This is a genomic window from Mesorhizobium sp. P2_E7 (assembly GCF_056403855.1).
The window spans coordinates 2,659,440-2,674,657 of record NZ_JBFUER010000001.1 but is presented as its reverse complement, the minus strand read 5'-3'; the positions used below and the strand labels follow the sequence as shown (position 1 = coordinate 2,674,657).

General features: G+C 62.5%; 17 protein-coding genes. 10 read left to right on the top strand and 7 right to left on the bottom strand.

All coding sequences use genetic code 11. The annotated features are described in order from the left end of the window. Positions 1 to 6 precede the first annotated feature (6 nt). The 3 genes from AC1DYC_RS13220 to AC1DYC_RS13210 form a co-directional block, all read right to left on the bottom strand. The gene (locus AC1DYC_RS13220) at positions 7 to 654 is read right to left on the bottom strand and encodes a suppressor of fused domain protein (RefSeq protein WP_477406890.1); all 648 of its coding nucleotides are present in this window, start codon (positions 652 to 654) and stop codon (positions 7 to 9) included. Between the two features lie 92 nt (positions 655 to 746). Further along, positions 747 to 1,229, bottom strand: a complete 483-nt coding sequence (soxR, locus tag AC1DYC_RS13215; RefSeq protein WP_477406888.1) for a redox-sensitive transcriptional activator SoxR — start codon at positions 1,227 to 1,229, stop codon at positions 747 to 749. Between the two features lie 141 nt (positions 1,230 to 1,370). Then, the gene (locus tag AC1DYC_RS13210) at positions 1,371 to 1,829 is read right to left on the bottom strand and encodes a tRNA (cytidine(34)-2'-O)-methyltransferase (RefSeq protein ID WP_477406886.1); all 459 of its coding nucleotides are present in this window, start codon (positions 1,827 to 1,829) and stop codon (positions 1,371 to 1,373) included. Between the two features lie 445 nt (positions 1,830 to 2,274). On the opposite strand from AC1DYC_RS13210, the gene AC1DYC_RS13205 reads away from it, so the two are divergent. The 4 genes from AC1DYC_RS13205 to AC1DYC_RS13190 are packed head-to-tail and all read left to right on the top strand — an operon-like array spanning position 2,275 to position 6,784. Further along, positions 2,275 to 2,661, top strand: a complete 387-nt coding sequence (locus tag AC1DYC_RS13205) for a hypothetical protein (RefSeq protein WP_477406884.1) — start codon at positions 2,275 to 2,277, stop codon at positions 2,659 to 2,661. Positions 2,662 to 2,688: 27 nt separating this feature from the next. Further along, entirely contained in the window at positions 2,689 to 4,569 is a 1,881-nt protein-coding gene (locus AC1DYC_RS13200) for an ABC transporter ATP-binding protein (RefSeq protein ID WP_477406882.1), read from the top strand. A 10-nt stretch (positions 4,570 to 4,579) separates the two neighbouring features. Beyond that, positions 4,580 to 6,463, top strand: a complete 1,884-nt coding sequence (locus AC1DYC_RS13195; RefSeq protein ID WP_477406880.1) for an ABC transporter ATP-binding protein — start codon at positions 4,580 to 4,582, stop codon at positions 6,461 to 6,463. A 9-nt stretch (positions 6,464 to 6,472) separates the two neighbouring features. Next, positions 6,473 to 6,784 carry a DUF6665 family protein gene (locus tag AC1DYC_RS13190; RefSeq protein WP_477406878.1) on the top strand — a complete coding sequence of 104 codons (312 nt, stop codon included), beginning with the start codon at positions 6,473 to 6,475 and terminating at the stop codon, positions 6,782 to 6,784. Between the two features lie 21 nt (positions 6,785 to 6,805). Here AC1DYC_RS13190 and AC1DYC_RS13185 read toward each other — a convergent pair whose 3' ends face one another. After that, complete coding sequence (locus AC1DYC_RS13185; RefSeq protein WP_477406876.1) at positions 6,806 to 7,150, bottom strand: cupin domain-containing protein; 345 nt, start codon at positions 7,148 to 7,150, stop codon at positions 6,806 to 6,808. A 315-nt stretch (positions 7,151 to 7,465) separates the two neighbouring features. On the opposite strand from AC1DYC_RS13185, the gene petA reads away from it, so the two are divergent. From petA to AC1DYC_RS13155, 6 genes are all read left to right on the top strand, one after another. Beyond that, on the top strand, positions 7,466 to 8,026 hold the full coding sequence (petA, locus tag AC1DYC_RS13180) for a ubiquinol-cytochrome c reductase iron-sulfur subunit (RefSeq protein ID WP_477303169.1): 561 nt from the start codon (positions 7,466 to 7,468) through the stop codon (positions 8,024 to 8,026). Between the two features lie 16 nt (positions 8,027 to 8,042). Continuing rightward, positions 8,043 to 9,386: a cytochrome b gene (locus AC1DYC_RS13175; protein WP_477303167.1), complete on the top strand. Its 1,344-nt coding sequence runs from the start codon at positions 8,043 to 8,045 to the stop codon at positions 9,384 to 9,386. A 23-nt stretch (positions 9,387 to 9,409) separates the two neighbouring features. Continuing rightward, positions 9,410 to 10,282 carry a cytochrome c1 gene (locus AC1DYC_RS13170; protein ID WP_477303165.1) on the top strand — a complete coding sequence of 291 codons (873 nt, stop codon included), beginning with the start codon at positions 9,410 to 9,412 and terminating at the stop codon, positions 10,280 to 10,282. Between the two features lie 125 nt (positions 10,283 to 10,407). Continuing rightward, positions 10,408 to 11,103 carry an acid phosphatase gene (locus tag AC1DYC_RS13165; RefSeq protein ID WP_477406874.1) on the top strand — a complete coding sequence of 232 codons (696 nt, stop codon included), beginning with the start codon at positions 10,408 to 10,410 and terminating at the stop codon, positions 11,101 to 11,103. A 166-nt stretch (positions 11,104 to 11,269) separates the two neighbouring features. After that, positions 11,270 to 12,415, top strand: coding sequence for an alpha-hydroxy acid oxidase (locus AC1DYC_RS13160; protein WP_477408282.1), 1,146 nt, complete (start codon positions 11,270 to 11,272; stop codon positions 12,413 to 12,415). Positions 12,416 to 12,424: 9 nt separating this feature from the next. Continuing rightward, the gene (locus AC1DYC_RS13155; RefSeq protein ID WP_013529989.1) at positions 12,425 to 12,970 is read left to right on the top strand and encodes an adenine phosphoribosyltransferase; all 546 of its coding nucleotides are present in this window, start codon (positions 12,425 to 12,427) and stop codon (positions 12,968 to 12,970) included. 144 nt (positions 12,971 to 13,114) lie between these two features. On the opposite strand, the gene AC1DYC_RS13150 is transcribed toward AC1DYC_RS13155, so the two are convergent. The 3 genes from AC1DYC_RS13150 to corA all read right to left on the bottom strand — a co-directional run bounded on the left by AC1DYC_RS13150 (position 13,115) and on the right by corA (position 15,111). Next, positions 13,115 to 13,585 (bottom strand): MaoC family dehydratase, encoded by a 471-nt coding sequence (locus AC1DYC_RS13150; protein ID WP_477406872.1) that lies wholly within the window; start codon positions 13,583 to 13,585, stop codon positions 13,115 to 13,117. Continuing rightward, on the bottom strand, positions 13,582 to 14,043 hold the full coding sequence (locus AC1DYC_RS13145; RefSeq protein WP_477303156.1) for a MaoC family dehydratase: 462 nt from the start codon (positions 14,041 to 14,043) through the stop codon (positions 13,582 to 13,584). Before AC1DYC_RS13145 ends, AC1DYC_RS13150 begins: the two co-directional genes overlap by 4 nt. Before the next feature lie 93 nt (positions 14,044 to 14,136). Further along, on the bottom strand, positions 14,137 to 15,111 hold the full coding sequence (gene corA, locus AC1DYC_RS13140; RefSeq protein WP_477406870.1) for a magnesium/cobalt transporter CorA: 975 nt from the start codon (positions 15,109 to 15,111) through the stop codon (positions 14,137 to 14,139). Positions 15,112 to 15,218: the final 107 nt, after the last annotated feature.

Below are 15,218 nucleotides of genomic sequence, written 5' to 3'. Positions count from 1 at the left end.
GCCCCCCTACACGTAGGATTGCCGTGCCGGGTTGAAGACGACCGGATAGGCTTGCTCATCAAGCACATCGAGGAACGCATCCAATCCTTTTGTCTTGATGAAGTCCAACTCCATGCCAGAGATCAAATGGACGCAAAGGATTGCGACCTCATCGTCGTCGATGGTGAGCCGCTCTGCGATACGTTGGTCCGGCGCGATGATGGGCGTCAAAAGCAGGAAAGTTCTGAAGTCCGATCCTGAGGCTGGCGGCCAGGGCATCGCGATGCGGTGGCCAAAGCCCAACCATGTATTGTCTATGAACGGATACTCCGCCAGCCACCTAAGATTGCTCAGGATCTTCGGTTCAGGTTCGCGAACGTACCACATCAACTCAGCCCGCCGGTTGATACCGTCGCCAACGGTTGAAGGAACAGCCATGCGCCGGTCGCTCATGCCGTTGGTCAGAAGTACAAAGCCGTCACTCACAGGATCGATGAGTGAAAAGTCTCGGCCAAACGCAAGAACCTCGACGCTATCGGGCCCGTTGGCAGGGAAGACGCGGGCAGGTTCACCAAGCTCTTCAGTGTAGGCAGATCGTCTGTATTCGCTATTGGAGCTTCCGGATTTCGGCGGCTCGCCTCCGAGAAATCTCTTCAAACCTGGAAGCCGGGCCATTTCCCATCCGCTCCTAACGTGCCAACCACGCATGGCATGCTTCAGTCGCATGAGTCACTGCTAGTGTCATCGGGCTGAGCGGTGATCTGCCGCTATTTTGTTTCGGTGCTTTCTTGCCGCGCGTGTGCGCTAGGGAGAACCACCAGCCGCCTCGCGCCCGGTCCTTGCGCACTCAGCCGGTCTTCCCTGTTCCTTAACGGACATTTGTCGATCGACATGCAGCCGCAGCCGATGCAGTCGGTCAGGCCGTCGCGCAGCTTCTTCAACTGGCTGATCTTGCGGTCGAGGTCGTCGCGCCACCCGGTCGACAAAAGGTTCCAGTCTTCGCGGGTCGGCGTGCGGCCTTCCGGGAGTGATTCAAGTGCGGCGCCGATCTCGGCCAGCGAGATGCCGACCTCCTGCGCCACCTTGATGATCGCCACCCGCCGCAGCACGTCGCGGCCATAGCGCCGCTGGTTGCCCGATGTGCGGTGGCTGCGGATCAGCCCGCGCGCCTCGTAGAAATGCAGCGCCGACACCGCCACACCGCTGCGCATGGCCACTTGGCCAACCGTCAATTCCTTTACCGGAGCCATCTCGATCTTTCCGCTTGACCTCAAGTTAAGTTGAGCTTGTAGCCAGGAAATGTCGATAGGGCAATTGAGGAGAAGGCGATGTGCGCCTGGGTGAGAATGACGCAAGAAGCAGCAGCCGTTCGCGACGGCGCGTTTAAGATCCTAGCCGAGCTGCCGGATGGCTTCGCCGGCAACCATGGCGACGGACAGCGCGACGTTGATGCTGCGCGTGCCCGGCTGCATCGGGATCGTCAGCCGCGCATCCGCCGCCTGGTGGACAGAATCCGGCACGCCGGCCGATTCGCGGCCGAACAGCAGGATGTCGCCGTCGGCGAAGGCAAAGCCGGTGTAGGCGGTCGCGCCTTTGGTGGTGAGCAGCACCAAACGGCGCGATTCTCGCTTGCGCCAATCCTCGAAGGCGTTCCAGTCGACATGCCGGGTCAGGGCAGCCATTTCGAGATAGTCCATGCCGGCGCGTTTGAGCGCTTTGTCGGAGAGCGGGAAGCCGGCGGGCTCGATGATATCGACGCCGAGACCGAGGCAAGCGGCGAAGCGCAGGATTGTCCCGGTGTTGCCGGCAATGTCAGGCTGGTAGAGGGCGATGCGGAGACGGTGGTTCATTTCCGCGTCTTTCTAATAAGTGGCAGATCGGCCACAGCGGGTGGCTGGTTTCGGAAATTGCTGGACCTGCGGGTGGCCATTTTCTGCGAAGTCGAGTATACCGCACGCATTGTCAACCCGAACCGATGGAGGGGTATTTCATGATGACCATGCACATCCAGCGCCCCTCCCGTGGGCTTACCTGCCTGCCGGCGGTTTCGGTACGACGATTTACCTGACTTCTTAGATCTGATCGCACCGATTCCCGCCGAACCCAGTTTTCGGCCGTTGAAGGAATCCTGCGATGTTTTTCAAACTGTTAAAGGGGCTGCCCGCCCCAGCTGAGCGCGTCCCGACCGAGGTGTCCCCTCGCGTCCCGACCGACGCAATCCGTGCCTCCGGCCGAATGCCGGCGCACGTTGTTGCTTCGCCTTTCTATCTCTATTTGCACACGGAGGATGGACCGATGTTCGATCCCTACAAAATACCTGGTTCAAGAAGCCTGCACGAGCGCAAGACGGCGACCTGGGCGCTGCTGATCGGCGAGACCTATTCGTCGGCAGTTCACGCCGAGACGCGCCGGCGTCCACATCGCGGCATGCTGCCGGATGTCGATTTCTCGCGCGCGGTTCCCGATCACAGCCGGCCGTCGCTGGTGCGCCGGATCATCCGGCTGATCCGGCCGGGCGCGAAAAATCGGGCCAGCAGCGTGCCGTCAGGTCAGTCTAACGCGTCTGTCGGCGAAAAGCCCGCAAGTCCCTATATTGCGCGAAGCAGGACTGATGGCCCGGGTGATTCCGGGCCGTCGGTCCCCGATTTCGTACGCTCCGGGGATCTTTCCCACGCCGCTTGAGCGGAAAACTGATTTGTGAGCATCACTATGTTTAGCTGGTTTGAAAAAAGGCTCGATCCGTTCCCAGCAGCGGAACCGGTCGAGCCGCCGAAGACGCTGGTTGCCTTCTGCGTGCACTATACGCGCGGCGCCTGGCCCTACATCATCGTCGATGCGGTGCTGGTGACGGCGATCGCGGTGGCCGAAGTGTGGATGTTCGGCTTCATGGGTCGTATCGTCGACTGGCTGTCCGGCCAGAATCGCGAAACCTTCCTGCAGACCGAGAGCTGGAAGCTCGCCGGCATGGCCTTCGTCGTGCTGTTCGCGCTGCCGGGCACGGTATGGCTGCATTCGCTACTCAACCAGCAGACGCTGATGGGCAACTATCCCATGCGCATCCGCTGGCAGGTGCATCGCTATCTGCTCAAGCAGTCGATGAGCTTCTACCAGGACGAGTTCGCCGGCCGCATCGCCACCAAGCTGATGCAGACGGCGCTTGCCGTGCGCGAATGCGTCATCAAGGTGATCGACGTCCTCAACTACGTCATCGTCTATTTCCTCGGCATGCTGTTCATCGTCGGCTCGGCCGACTTGCGGCTGGCGGCACCGCTTGGCGTCTGGCTGCTCGGCTATATCGGGCTGTTGCGCTACTTCATCCCGAAGCTGGGAAAGGTCGGCGAGGCGCAGGCCAATGCGCGTTCGACCATGACCGGCCGCGTCGTCGACAGCTACACCAACATCCAGACGGTCAAGCTGTTTTCCCATGCGCGCCGCGAAGCAACGTTCGCCAAAGAGGGGATGGCCGGCTTCCTCGACACGGTCTACCGGTCGATGCGGCTGGTGACGGTCCTTTACGGCCTGCTCTACGTCCTCAACGCGCTGCTCTTGTTTTCGGTGACGGCGCTGGCGCTGTGGCTGTGGCTCGGCCAGGCAGTGACGATCGGTGCGGTTGCCGTGGTCATCGGCCTGGTGCTCCGTATGTGGGGCATGTCGCAGTGGATCATGTGGGAAATGTCGGGCCTGTTCGAGAACATCGGTACGGTGCAGGACGGCATTGCCTCGATCTCGCTGCCGCGCCTGGTCGAGGACCGGCCGGGGGCGAAGGACATTGCCGTCACCAAGGGCGAGATTCGCTTCGACGATATCCGCTTCCACTACGGCAAGCAGAAGGGCGTCATCGAGAGCCTGTCACTGACGGTGAAGCCCGGCGAGAAGGTCGGCATTGTCGGCCGCTCGGGTGCGGGCAAGTCGACGCTGGTCAACCTGCTGTTGCGCTTCTACGACCTCGAGAATGGCCGGATCCTGATCGACGGTCAGGAGATCGCTTCGGTGACGCAGGATTCGCTGCGCGCGCAGATCGGCATGGTGACGCAGGACACCTCACTGCTGCACCGTTCGGTGCGCGACAACATCCTTTATGGCCGGCCGGACGCCACGGAAGAGATGCTTGTCGAGGCAGCCGGACGGGCCGAGGCGCTGGAGTTCATCGCCGGGCTTTCGGACCACACTGGACGCAAAGGGCTCGACGCCCATGTCGGCGACCGCGGCGTCAAATTGTCCGGCGGCCAGCGGCAACGCATCGCCATTGCTCGCGTTATGTTGAAGGACGCGCCGATACTTATCCTTGACGAAGCGACGTCGGCGCTGGATTCCGAAGCCGAGGCCGCCATCCAGGAGAATCTCTACAAGCTCATGCAAGGCAAGACCGTCATCGCCATTGCGCACCGGCTGTCGACCATCGCGGCGATGGACAGGCTTGTCGTGCTCGACAAGGGCCGTGTCATCGAGGAAGGGTCGCACGAGGAACTCGTCGCCAGCGGCGGGCTCTACGCGCAGCTCTGGCAGCGCCAGTCGGGCGGGTTCCTGCTCGACGACGGTCCGGTCGATGCCGCCAATGACGCCATGGCCAAAGGAGAAGCCGCGGAGTGATGACGTCAGCATGATGACAGCCGTCTATCGCTGGTTCGAGAACTGGGTCTATCCGTTCAGGGAGCCAGCGAATCTTCGGCCACCGTCAAGCGTTGGCGGCTTCCTCTGGCACTATGTCGGCCAGGCGAAGTTCGCCTTCTTCGCCATGCTGGTCATCGGCGGCTTCGCGCCGCTGATCGAGGCCGGGCTGTTCTACTTCGTCGGGCGGCTGGTCGACATTCTCGACCAGCTTCCCGGTGAACGCAGCTGGCACGCGCTGTGGGCCGCTGCCGGGCCTGAGCTTGTCTTCATGATCGCGGTGGTGCTGGTCATCCGCACCGTGGTCGTCGGCATGGCGGCGCTGGTCAACGAACAGACGATTACGCCTGGCTTCTACAATCTGGTGCGCTGGCAGGCGCACCGGCATGTCTCGCGCCAGTCCTACACCTTCTTCCAGAACGATTTCGCCGGCCGCATCGCGACAAAAGTCTGGCAGGCGGGGCAAGCGACCGGCGACCTGATGGAGAGCTTCATCGAGGTCATCTGGTTCATGCTCATCTATACGGTGACGACGCTGGCGCTGGTCGCGGGGCTCGATCTGCGCCTGGCCGTGCTGGTGGTGGTCTGGATCCTTGCTTTCGCCTGGCTGGCCAAGCTCTATCTGCCGTCGATCCGCAGGAATGCCGAGGCCACGGCTGAAGCCGGCTCGATGATCAATGGGCGCATCATCGATTCCTATTCCAACGTGCAGACTCTAAAACTGTTCTCGGCCGATGGCGACGACCGCTACATCAGGAACGGCTTCGACATCTATCTTGACGCACTGCGGCCTTTCACCCGCCGGCTGACCGGCGTGCGCATGGCGCTGACCACCCTGTCGGGCATCATGATCACCGCGATCGGCTGCTTTGCCGTCTATCTCTGGGTCGAAGGCTCGATCACGGTCGGCGCCGTCGCTTTCACGCTTTCGCTGGTCCTGCGGCTCAACATGCTGCTTGGGCGGGTGATGATGCAGCTCAACGGCATATTGCGAAATCTCGGCGTGCTGGAAAACTCCAAGGCGCTGATCTCGCAGCTGCTCGGCCTCATCGATGCGCCGGACGCGAAGGAGCTTGTCGTGGCCGGCGGCCGCATCGACGTGAAGAATGTCGAGTTCCATTATGGCAAAGGGTTCGGCGTGCTGAACGGCATCAACCTTGTCGTCAGGCCGGGCGAGAAGGTCGGGCTGGTCGGGCCGTCTGGCGCCGGCAAGACGACACTCGCCAACCTCATCTTGCGCCTCTACGACCTCGAAGGCGGGTCGATCACCATCGACGGCCAGAACGTTGCCGATGTGACGCAGAACTCGCTGCGCGCCAATATCGGTGTCGTCAGCCAGGACACCGCGCTCTTCCACCGTTCGCTGCGCGACAACATCAAGCTCGGCATGCCGGACGCAACCGACGCCGAGGTGATCGCGGCGGCGAAGAAGGCCGAGGCGCACGACTTCATATTAGGCCTGCGCGACAACCGGGACCGTGCCGGCTACGAGGCCTTTGTCGGCGAGCGTGGCGTGAAACTGTCAGGCGGCCAGCGCCAGCGCGTGGCGATCGCCCGCGTCTTCCTCAAGGATGCGCCGATCCTGATCCTCGACGAGGCGACCTCGGCGCTTGATTCCGACATCGAGGCGGCGATCCAGGAGAACCTGGCAAAGCTGATGGAGAACAAGACGGTCATCGCCATCGCACACAGGCTGTCGACCATCGCCGCGCTCGACCGGCTGGTGGTGCTGGACGGCGGCCGCATCGTCGAACAAGGCACGCATGACGAACTGGTGGCCACGGACGGGCTCTATGCGCGGCTGTGGAAACGGCAGTCCGGCGGCTTCCTCTATCACGAGGAAAGCGTGCTGGAAGAGACCCGGCCGGCGGAGTAGAACGCTGGAATGTCGGTCAGGATGCCCTCGAATTTTGGACAAAGCAGCGCGCAGGAGAGCGCGCTCGACCTGCTTGGCCACGAGATCCTGGCCGAAAAGGCAGCCGCGCTCGGCCGCGCCGGCCAGCGTGTCGAGGAGGCACTGAAGAAGCTGCGCGAGAACAGCGATGACGACCATCGCCCGCAGTTGCTGAAAGAAGCCGCCGCGGCGGTGCACGCCTATTTCATCCAGCGCGAACTTTGCGGTTTGCGCCGGCATGAGTCGGTGATCCGTGAATATGACATCCCAAGGGCCGTGCTGGTCAGGCTCGGCGCCAGCTAGAGGTCGCCGGCCGGCAAACGATCATTCCAGCCATTCGGTGATGAAACTGCCGTTTTCGTGGATGTCGGTCGATTCGAGCGGGCCGGGTCCGAGATTGGTGAATTTGTGTGGCGTGTTCGGCGGCACGATCAGGATCTGGCCAGCCGTGGCCTCGATCTGCTGATCGCCGACCGTGAACAGGCCGGTGCCCTGGCGGATGATGAAGATCTCGCTATAGGGGTGGCTGTGCAGCCGCGGGCCGCCGCCGATCTCCGCCTGGTAATTGAAGATCAGGCAAGAGTTGGAGCCATGGGCGGCGAGTTGCAATTCGCCCTGCCAGCGGCCGGGCGTCCTGGTCCAGGTCTCGAGGTCGATGATGTGTGCCATGTCGGCGAGACTAGATCACGGCAAGCTGTCCTGTCGAGACAGGCGGGATGCCCAGGATTTGCTGAGATTTCCCGGTTGTTTAGCCGCCTTTTCCGGCCGTTGGGCGTCTGGCCGACTGACACGGTGTTTTGTCCCCGCGACAATCTGCCCTTGTGGCCTCACCCCGCTGGACAAAAACAGGCTTCACGCATAAACCGAAATCCAAATGCCGGAGGAATTCGCTAGCTTGTTCGCCATGCGCTGTCGGGCCGGCGCGATGGAGCGGGGAACAAAGCTCGACCGCCGGCTCGGAAGAGGCGAAAGGATCAGGCACCCGTGAGCGCAACCGATACCCAGGATCCCAACCGTCGTGATTTTCTCTACGTCGCCACCGGCATGGCCGCGGTGGTCGGCGCAGGCGCTGTCGCCTGGCCGTTCATCGACCAGATGCGCCCCGATGCTTCGACGCTGGCGCTGGCCTCGGTCGAGGTCGATGTTTCCTCGCTGACCCCTGGCACGTCGCTGATCGTCAAATGGCGCGGCAAGCCGGTCGTGGTGCGCAACCGCACCGAGCAGGAGATGAAGGACGGCGAGGCCGTCAACCTTGCCGATCTCAAGGATCCGATCGCCCGCAACGCCAATCTGCCGGCCGATGCGCCGGCGACCGACGCCAACCGCACCACGCCCGGCAAGGAAGCCTGGATGGTGATGGTGCAGGTCTGCACGCATCTGGGCTGCATTCCGCTCGGCCAGGAAGGCGATTTCGGCGGCTGGTTCTGCCCGTGCCACGGTTCGCAGTACGACACCGCCGGCCGCATCCGCAAAGGCCCGGCGCCTGAAAACATGGCTGTGCCGGTATTCAAGTTCATTTCCGATACCAAAATCCTTATCGGTTGAGGCAGGGGATATTTCGATGAGCGAGGGACACTCGACCTATACGCCCAAGACCGGTATCGAACGCTGGTTCGACGCCCGCATGCCGCTGCCGCGCATGGTCTATGACAGCTTCATCGCCTATCCGGTGCCGCGCAACCTCAACTATGCCTGGACCTTCGGCGGTATCCTGGCGATCATGCTGGTGGCGCAGATCCTGACCGGCATCGTGCTGGCCATGCACTATACGGCCGACACCAATCTCGCCTTCAATTCGGTCGAGAAGATCATGCGCGACGTGAATTCGGGCTGGCTGTTGCGCTACATGCATTCCAACGGTGCCTCGTTCTTCTTCGTCGCCGTCTACATCCACATCTTCCGCGGGCTCTATTACGGCTCCTACAAGGCGCCGCGCGAGCTGCTGTGGATCCTTGGCTGCATCATCTACCTGTTGATGATGGCAACCGGCTTCATGGGCTATGTGCTGCCCTGGGGGCAGATGAGCTTCTGGGGCGCCACTGTCATCACCGGCTTCTTCAGCGCCATTCCGCTTGTCGGCGACTGGATCCAGCAGCTGCTGCTCGGCGGTTTCGCCGTCGACAATCCGACGCTCAACCGCTTCTTTGCGCTGCACTATCTGCTGCCGTTCATGATTGCCGGCGTCGTTGTGCTGCACGTCTGGGCGCTGCATGTGGTCGGCCAGTCGAACCCGACCGGCATCGAGGTCAAGTCGAAGACCGACACCGTCGCCTTCACCCCTTACGCGACCATCAAGGACGCGTTCGGCATGATCGTGTTCCTGTTCTTCTTCGCCTATTTCGTCTTCTACCTGCCGAATTTCCTCGGCCATCCGGACAATTACACGGTCGCCAACCCGTTGAAGACGCCGGCCCATATCGTGCCCGAATGGTACTTCCTGCCGTTCTACGCGATCCTGCGCGCCATCACCTTCAACATCGGGCCGATCAACTCCAAGCTCGGCGGCGTGCTGTGCATGTTCGGCGCTATCGTCATGCTGTTCCTGGTGCCGTGGCTCGACACCTCCAAGGTACGCTCGGCGGTTTACCGGCCCTGGTACAAGCTGTTCTTCTGGCTGTTCGTGGCCGATGCCGTCCTGCTTGGCTGGCTGGGCTCGCAGCCGGCGGAAGGCGGCGGTCTGCTGACCCTCGTGATAGGTGAGGTCTCGGGCAACTATGTTGGCTACGCTCAAGCGGCGACGCTGTTCTACTTTGCCTTCTTCCTCGTCATCCTGCCGGTGCTCGGCCTGATCGAGACGCCGCGCAGACTGCCGAATTCGATTACCGAGGCGGTGCTTGAGAAGAACAAGGGTGCCGGTGGGGGACATCCGGCCGGTGCAACCTCCGCGCCGGAAACCAAGGGCTGAGCGAGAATCTAAGGGGATTTGGCATGAAAAAGATTCTCACCTCGCTCGCCCTGCTCGGCCTGTTTGCCGGCGGCATCGGGTCCGTCGGCAGCGTGGCTATTGCCGCCGAAGAGGCACACAACCCGGCAGCGCCGACGCATTTTCCGATCGACGAGCCGAAGGAAATGGACTGGAGCTTCGCCGGTCCGTTCGGCACCTATGACAAGGCGCAGTTGCAGCGTGGCCTGAAGGTCTACAAGGAGGTCTGCTCGGCCTGCCATTCGATGAATTTGGTGTCGTTCCGCACGCTGGAAGGTCTTGGTTATTCGGAGGCGCAGGTGAAGTCCTTTGCCGCCGAATACACCATCCATGACGGTCCCAACGATGCCGGCGACATGTTCGACCGCCCGGGCAAGCCATCCGACTATTTCCCGGCGCCGTTCGCCAATGAGGCGGCGGCCGCTGCCTCCAACGGTGGCGCTGCTCCGCCCGACATGTCGCTGCTGGCCAAGGCACGCGGCGTCGAGCGCGGTTTCCCGCGCTTCGTCTTCGACATCTTCACCCAGTATGCTCAGGGCGGCCCGGATTACATCCACTCGCTGCTGACCGGCTACGACCAGACGCCGCCGGCCGGCATGGTGATCCCGGAAGGCACGCACTACAATCCGTACTTCATGTCCGGCGTGTCGCTGAAGATGCCCAAGCCGCTCTCCGACGGCCAGGTCACCTATGATGACGGCTCGCCGCAGACGGTCGACCAGTATTCGCGCGACGTCTCCGCCTTCCTGATGTGGGCCGCCGAGCCGCATATGGAAGACCGCAAGAAGACCGGCTTTCGCGTGCTGGTGTTCCTGCTTCTGTTCGGGACGCTTATGTATCTGACCAAGCGCAAGGTATGGGAAGGCGTGGCGCACTAAGCGCCACCAGCAAAGTCAAAAAAAGGGCGCCGAGAGGCGCTCTTTTGCTTTTGCGGAGGCGGCTTGTCACATGGCGGTCACTGCAGCTGGCGATCCTGTGACGCCCTCATCAAAGGATCGCACCCATGAAAAGATATGCATCGCTCGCGGCAGGACTGCTGCTGCTCGTCGTCGGCTCGGCCGCCCAGGCCGAAGACGCAAAACCCTTCGTCACCAACAAGGATGTCGACCTGACGATGATCCTGCCGCCGCCGCCGGCCAACGATTCGGCCGAGACCAAGGCCGAACTCGGCGCGGTGCTGACGCTGCAGGTGACGCGCACGCCCGAAATGGAGGCCAGCGCCGTTGCCGACGCCGAGGGAGACGTCTGGCGCTTCACCAATGTCATGGGGCCGAACTTCAACAAGGAAAAGCTGCCGAAATTCGCTGCCTTCTTCGATCGAGTGGTGGCCACCGAAGGCGCCGTCGTCGATCCGGCCAAGGATGTCTGGAAGCGCCCGCGTCCGCACCAGCTCAGTGACCTCGTCAAGCCGGTGGTCAAGCTGTCGAGCTCCGGCTCCTGGCCTTCGGGTCATGCCACGGTCGGCACCATGATGGGCATCATTCTCGCCGACATGGTTCCGGAAAAGCGCGCCGAGATCATGGCCCGTGCGGCCGAATATGCCCACAACCGCGTGGTCGGCGGCATCCACTATCCGTCCGATGTCGAGATGGGCAAGATTTCCGGCAGCGTCATCGCCGCCGTCCTGCTCAACCGCGACGACTTCAAGGCCGAGTATGACGTGGCCAAGGCCGAGCTGCGTTCCGATCTCGGTATGTAAGCTATTCCCAACGATCGGTTTTCGACGGGAAGGGGCGCCAGAGGCGCCCCTTTTTCGTTTTTGGCTGTGGCCAAGAGGCAGTTCGGCAATTCGCCCGTTGGCATGGCGGCATCCGATTGATATTCGACGCAGCGAGCTTGTCTTGCCATGGCAATGGAAATCGATGATGCGGCTACGCGACTGTCACAACTTTTCCGATTTCCGCCGCATGGCGCAGCAGCGGCTGCCGGGGCCGATCTTCAACTACATCGACGGCGCGGCAGACGACGAGGTCACCTATCGCCGCAACACCGAGAGTTTCGAGCGCTGCGACCTCGTTCCCAATGTGCTGCGCGGTGTCAGCGAGATCGACATGTCGGTGACCGTCATGGGCCAGAAGCTGGCAATGCCCGTCTATTGCTCGCCGACCGCCTTGCAGCGGCTGTTCCACCATCAGGGCGAGCGCGCGGTGGCCAAGGCTTCGGCCAAATTCGGCACTATGTTCGGCGTCTCCTCGCTGGGCACGGTCAGCCTCGAGGAAGCGCGCAAGATCAGCAGCAGCCCGCAGGTCTACCAGTTCTATTTCCATAGGGATCGCGGCCTCAACCGGGCAATGATGCAGCGGGCCAAGGCGGTAGGCGTCGAGGTGATGATGCTGACCGTCGACAGCATCACCGGCGGCAATCGAGAGCGCGACAAGCGCACCGGCTTTGCCATTCCCTTCAAGCTCAGCCTTGCCGGCATGCTGCAGTTCGCGCTGAAGCCGGGCTGGGCGATCAACTATTTCACCCATGAGGGGTTCAAGCTGCCGCAGCTCGACGAGCATGTCGACATGGGGGGCGGCACGATGTCGATCAGCCGCTATTTCACCGAGATGCTCGATCCGTCGATGACGTGGGACGATGTCGCCGAGATGGTCAGGCTGTGGGGAGGTCCGTTCTGTCTCAAGGGTGTCATGTCGGTGGAGGACGCCAGGCGCGCCGTCGAGATCGGCTGCAGCGGCATTGTGCTGTCGAATCATGGCGGCCGGCAGTTGGACGGCTCACGCGCTGCGTTCGACCAGTTGGCGGAGATCGTCGATGCCGTTGGCGACAGGATAGACGTCATCATGGATGGCGGCGTGCAGCGCGGCACGCATGTGCTGAAGGCGCTGTCGCTCGGCGCCAAGGCTGTCGGCGTCGGCCGCTACTATCTGTTCCCGCTGGCGGCTGCGGGCCAGCCGGGCGTCGAACGTGCGCTCGAGCAGATGCGGGTCGAGATCGAGCGCGGCATGAAGCTGATGGGCTGCAGTTCGATCGAACAATTGTCGCGCACGAATCTCCGTTTCAGGTAATCTCGGCTCATGAAATCCTCGCTCGAAGACACGCTGCTGGCCGCGATTCGCACCATTCCGGACTATCCCAAGCCCGGCATCCTGTTTCGCGACATCACCACGCTGCTCGGCAATGCGCGTGCGTTCCGCCGCGCTATCGATGAGCTGGTGCATCCCTATGCCGGCCAGAAGATCGACAAGATCGCCGGTATCGAGGCACGCGGCTTCATCCTCGGCGGCGCCGTCGCGCACCAGCTTTCGGCCGGCTTCGTTCCGATCCGCAAGAAGGGCAAGCTGCCTTACGAGACGGTGCGCGTCGCCTACAGCCTGGAATACGGGCTGGACGAGATGGAGATGCACAAGGATGGCGTTGCGCCGGGCGAGAAGGTGATCCTGGTCGACGACCTGATCGCCACCGGCGGCACGGCGGAAGCGGCGGTCAAGCTGCTCAGGCAGATCGGCGCAGACATCCTCGCGGCATGCTTTGTGATCGATCTGCCGGACCTCGGTGGGCGAGCCAAGCTTGAGGCGCTGGGTGTGCCGGTGCGGACGCTGATCGGGTTTGAGGGACATTAGCTGTTTTCCCTCGCCCCGTTTACGGGGAGAGGGACAGCGAAGCGAGCAACGCGAGCGCGGCGTAGAGTTTGAGACACCGCCGCTGGCGCTGCCCCTCATCCGCCCTTCGGGCACCCTCACCCGTGAACGGCGAGAAGGAAGAAGTTACTCCACCTTCACCAGCACCGCGCTGTCGAATGCGATGACCTTGTCGCCGGTCGAATCGGAGGCCTCGCAGAGCAGCGTCAGCAGGCTCCAGCCGGGACGCGCGGCAAGCGGGCGGTGGGCCAGCGCCGTGCGCGTGAAGGTGACGGTCTCGCCGGCATAGACCGGCTTCAGCCATTTCAGGTTCCGGAAGCCGGGCGAGGGGCCGAATTCCGGCTGCGGGCCCGGGCCGGTCCAGCGCACGCCCTCGGTCTCCATGCGCTTTTCGAGGTTGTATTTCATCCAGGTGGCGGCGGTGTGCCAGCCCGAGGCGCAGAGCCCGCCGAGCACGCTCTTCTTCGCCGCCTCCTCGTCGACATGGAAGATTTGCGGATCGTATTTGCGGGCGAAGGCCTTGATCTCGTCGGGCTCGAATCTGTGTGAGCCCAGCGTCACGGTGACGCCGATCAGGAAGAACTCGTCGAGCGTCATGCGGCGGCCTCGCGGGTCAGGAACATGCCGGTGTTCTCGAGCTCGAAGACGCTTTCGCCGCGCTGGTTGAACAATTCGCTGCGCATGATGACGAGGCCGAGCTGAGGCCGTGATTTGGACTGGCGCTTGGCAAGCACGGTGAGGGTGCCGGTAAGCCGGTCGCCGGCCAGGACCGGCTTCTTCCATTTGACATGGTCGATGCCGGGCGAACCTTGCGAGGTCGAGTCGAGCAGGAAGGCATCGCACAGCATGCGCATGAACATGGCGCAGGTGTGCCAGCCCGAAGCCGACAGGCCGCCGAGAATGCTGGCTTTGCCGGCTTCCTCGTCGAGATGCATCGGCTGGGCATCGAATTCGCTGGCGAACTCGATGATCTCGGCAGCACTCACCTGCTTGACGCCGAGGTCGAACGAGCCGCCCTCGACGAAGTCCTCATAGGCCCAGGTCTTTGCGGTCATGATCCTAATCCGGTTCAAGGTTGTACGATCACCGGGCATCCGGATGCCGTCCGGGCGGCGTTTGGTCAAGCAATTTTCACTGATCCAGGCCTGTCAGAGCCAGCCGCGGCGGCGGAAATACCAGAAGGGCAGGATCGCCGACAGGATCATCAGGCCGATGGCGAAGGGATAGCCGAGCTCCCACTTCAGCTCCGGGATGACGTCGAAATTCATGCCATAGATCGAAGCCACCAGCGTCGGCGGCAGGAAGATGACGGCGGCGACCGAGAAGATCTTGATGATGGCGTTCTGTTCGATTGAGATCATGCCGAGCGTCGCGTCGAGCAGGAACGAGATTTTCTGCGACAGGAAGGTGGCGTGGTCGGCGAGCGACAGCACGTCGCGCGATACGGTCTTGATGCGGGCGCGGATGTCCTTGCTCATCTTGATCTGGGTCGCGACATGGGCGAGGAAGCCGGTGAGGCGCTGCAGCGAGATCAGGCTGTCGCGGATCGAGGAGGCGATGTCTTCCTTGCGGCCGATGGCCTTGAGCAGCTCCTGGAAATCGCGGTTGCGCTTGTTCACCTTGGTCGAGCGCGCTTCGAAGATATCGCGCGAAATCGTCTCGATGTCGCGGCCGGCGCGTTCGAGAATATCGGCGAGCCGGTCGACGATCGCCTCCAGCAGGCCGATCAGGATGGTGTTGCCGGTGGTGCAGCCTGTCGCCACCTTCTCGGCGCGCAGCGGAAAGGTCTTGAACGCCTTCGGCTCGTGATAGCGGATGGTGACCAGTCTCGGTCCGGCAAGCACGAAAGTGACGGGCGACATCAGCGGATCGTCGATCTCGGTCTGCGCCGGCAAAGTCGCGGTCATGAAATAGGCGCCGTCCTCGATGTAGAGGCGGCTCGAAATCTCGATCTCTTCCATCTCCTCACGCGTCGGGATGGCGACACCGAGCCAGGTCTCGATCGTCGCTTCTTCTTCCTTGGTCGGGTTGAGAAGGTCGGCCCAGACGACATGGTCGCCGTCGGTCGCTAGATCGTCGGCGATGCGCAGGCGGTCATTGTCGACGACGAAGGCCTTGATCATCGCCGCTCTCCGTTGGTTGGGGCAGGCGTGTCATGGACGACGCCTGTTTCAGGACTATGACCGGCTCAACGATCGAGACAGGCGCTGCCGGAGGATGTTTGCTGCGC

Excerpts from the sequence above, each read along its gene's own strand:
- AC1DYC_RS13195 (WP_477406880.1), top strand. The coding sequence starts at position 4,580 with ATGATGACAGCCGTCTATCGCTGGTTCGAGAACTGGGTCTATCCGTTC.
- AC1DYC_RS13200 (WP_477406882.1), top strand. The coding sequence starts at position 2,689 with ATGTTTAGCTGGTTTGAAAAAAGGCTCGATCCGTTCCCAGCAGCGGAA.
- AC1DYC_RS13145 (WP_477303156.1), bottom strand. The coding sequence starts at position 14,043 with ATGACCGCAAAGACCTGGGCCTATGAGGACTTCGTCGAGGGCGGCTCG.
- corA (WP_477406870.1), bottom strand. The coding sequence starts at position 15,111 with ATGATCAAGGCCTTCGTCGTCGACAATGACCGCCTGCGCATCGCCGAC.
- AC1DYC_RS13190 (WP_477406878.1), top strand. The coding sequence starts at position 6,473 with ATGTCGGTCAGGATGCCCTCGAATTTTGGACAAAGCAGCGCGCAGGAG.
- AC1DYC_RS13170 (WP_477303165.1), top strand. The coding sequence starts at position 9,410 with ATGAAAAAGATTCTCACCTCGCTCGCCCTGCTCGGCCTGTTTGCCGGC.
- AC1DYC_RS13205 (WP_477406884.1), top strand. The coding sequence starts at position 2,275 with ATGTTCGATCCCTACAAAATACCTGGTTCAAGAAGCCTGCACGAGCGC.
- AC1DYC_RS13185 (WP_477406876.1), bottom strand. The coding sequence starts at position 7,150 with ATGGCACACATCATCGACCTCGAGACCTGGACCAGGACGCCCGGCCGC.
- AC1DYC_RS13220 (WP_477406890.1), bottom strand. The coding sequence starts at position 654 with ATGGCCCGGCTTCCAGGTTTGAAGAGATTTCTCGGAGGCGAGCCGCCG.
- AC1DYC_RS13150 (WP_477406872.1), bottom strand. The coding sequence starts at position 13,585 with ATGACGCTCGACGAGTTCTTCCTGATCGGCGTCACCGTGACGCTGGGC.
- AC1DYC_RS13210 (WP_477406886.1), bottom strand. The coding sequence starts at position 1,829 with ATGAACCACCGTCTCCGCATCGCCCTCTACCAGCCTGACATTGCCGGC.
- AC1DYC_RS13160 (WP_477408282.1), top strand. The coding sequence starts at position 11,270 with ATGCGGCTACGCGACTGTCACAACTTTTCCGATTTCCGCCGCATGGCG.
- soxR (WP_477406888.1), bottom strand. The coding sequence starts at position 1,229 with ATGGCTCCGGTAAAGGAATTGACGGTTGGCCAAGTGGCCATGCGCAGC.
- AC1DYC_RS13155 (WP_013529989.1), top strand. The coding sequence starts at position 12,425 with ATGAAATCCTCGCTCGAAGACACGCTGCTGGCCGCGATTCGCACCATT.
- AC1DYC_RS13175 (WP_477303167.1), top strand. The coding sequence starts at position 8,043 with ATGAGCGAGGGACACTCGACCTATACGCCCAAGACCGGTATCGAACGC.
- AC1DYC_RS13165 (WP_477406874.1), top strand. The coding sequence starts at position 10,408 with ATGAAAAGATATGCATCGCTCGCGGCAGGACTGCTGCTGCTCGTCGTC.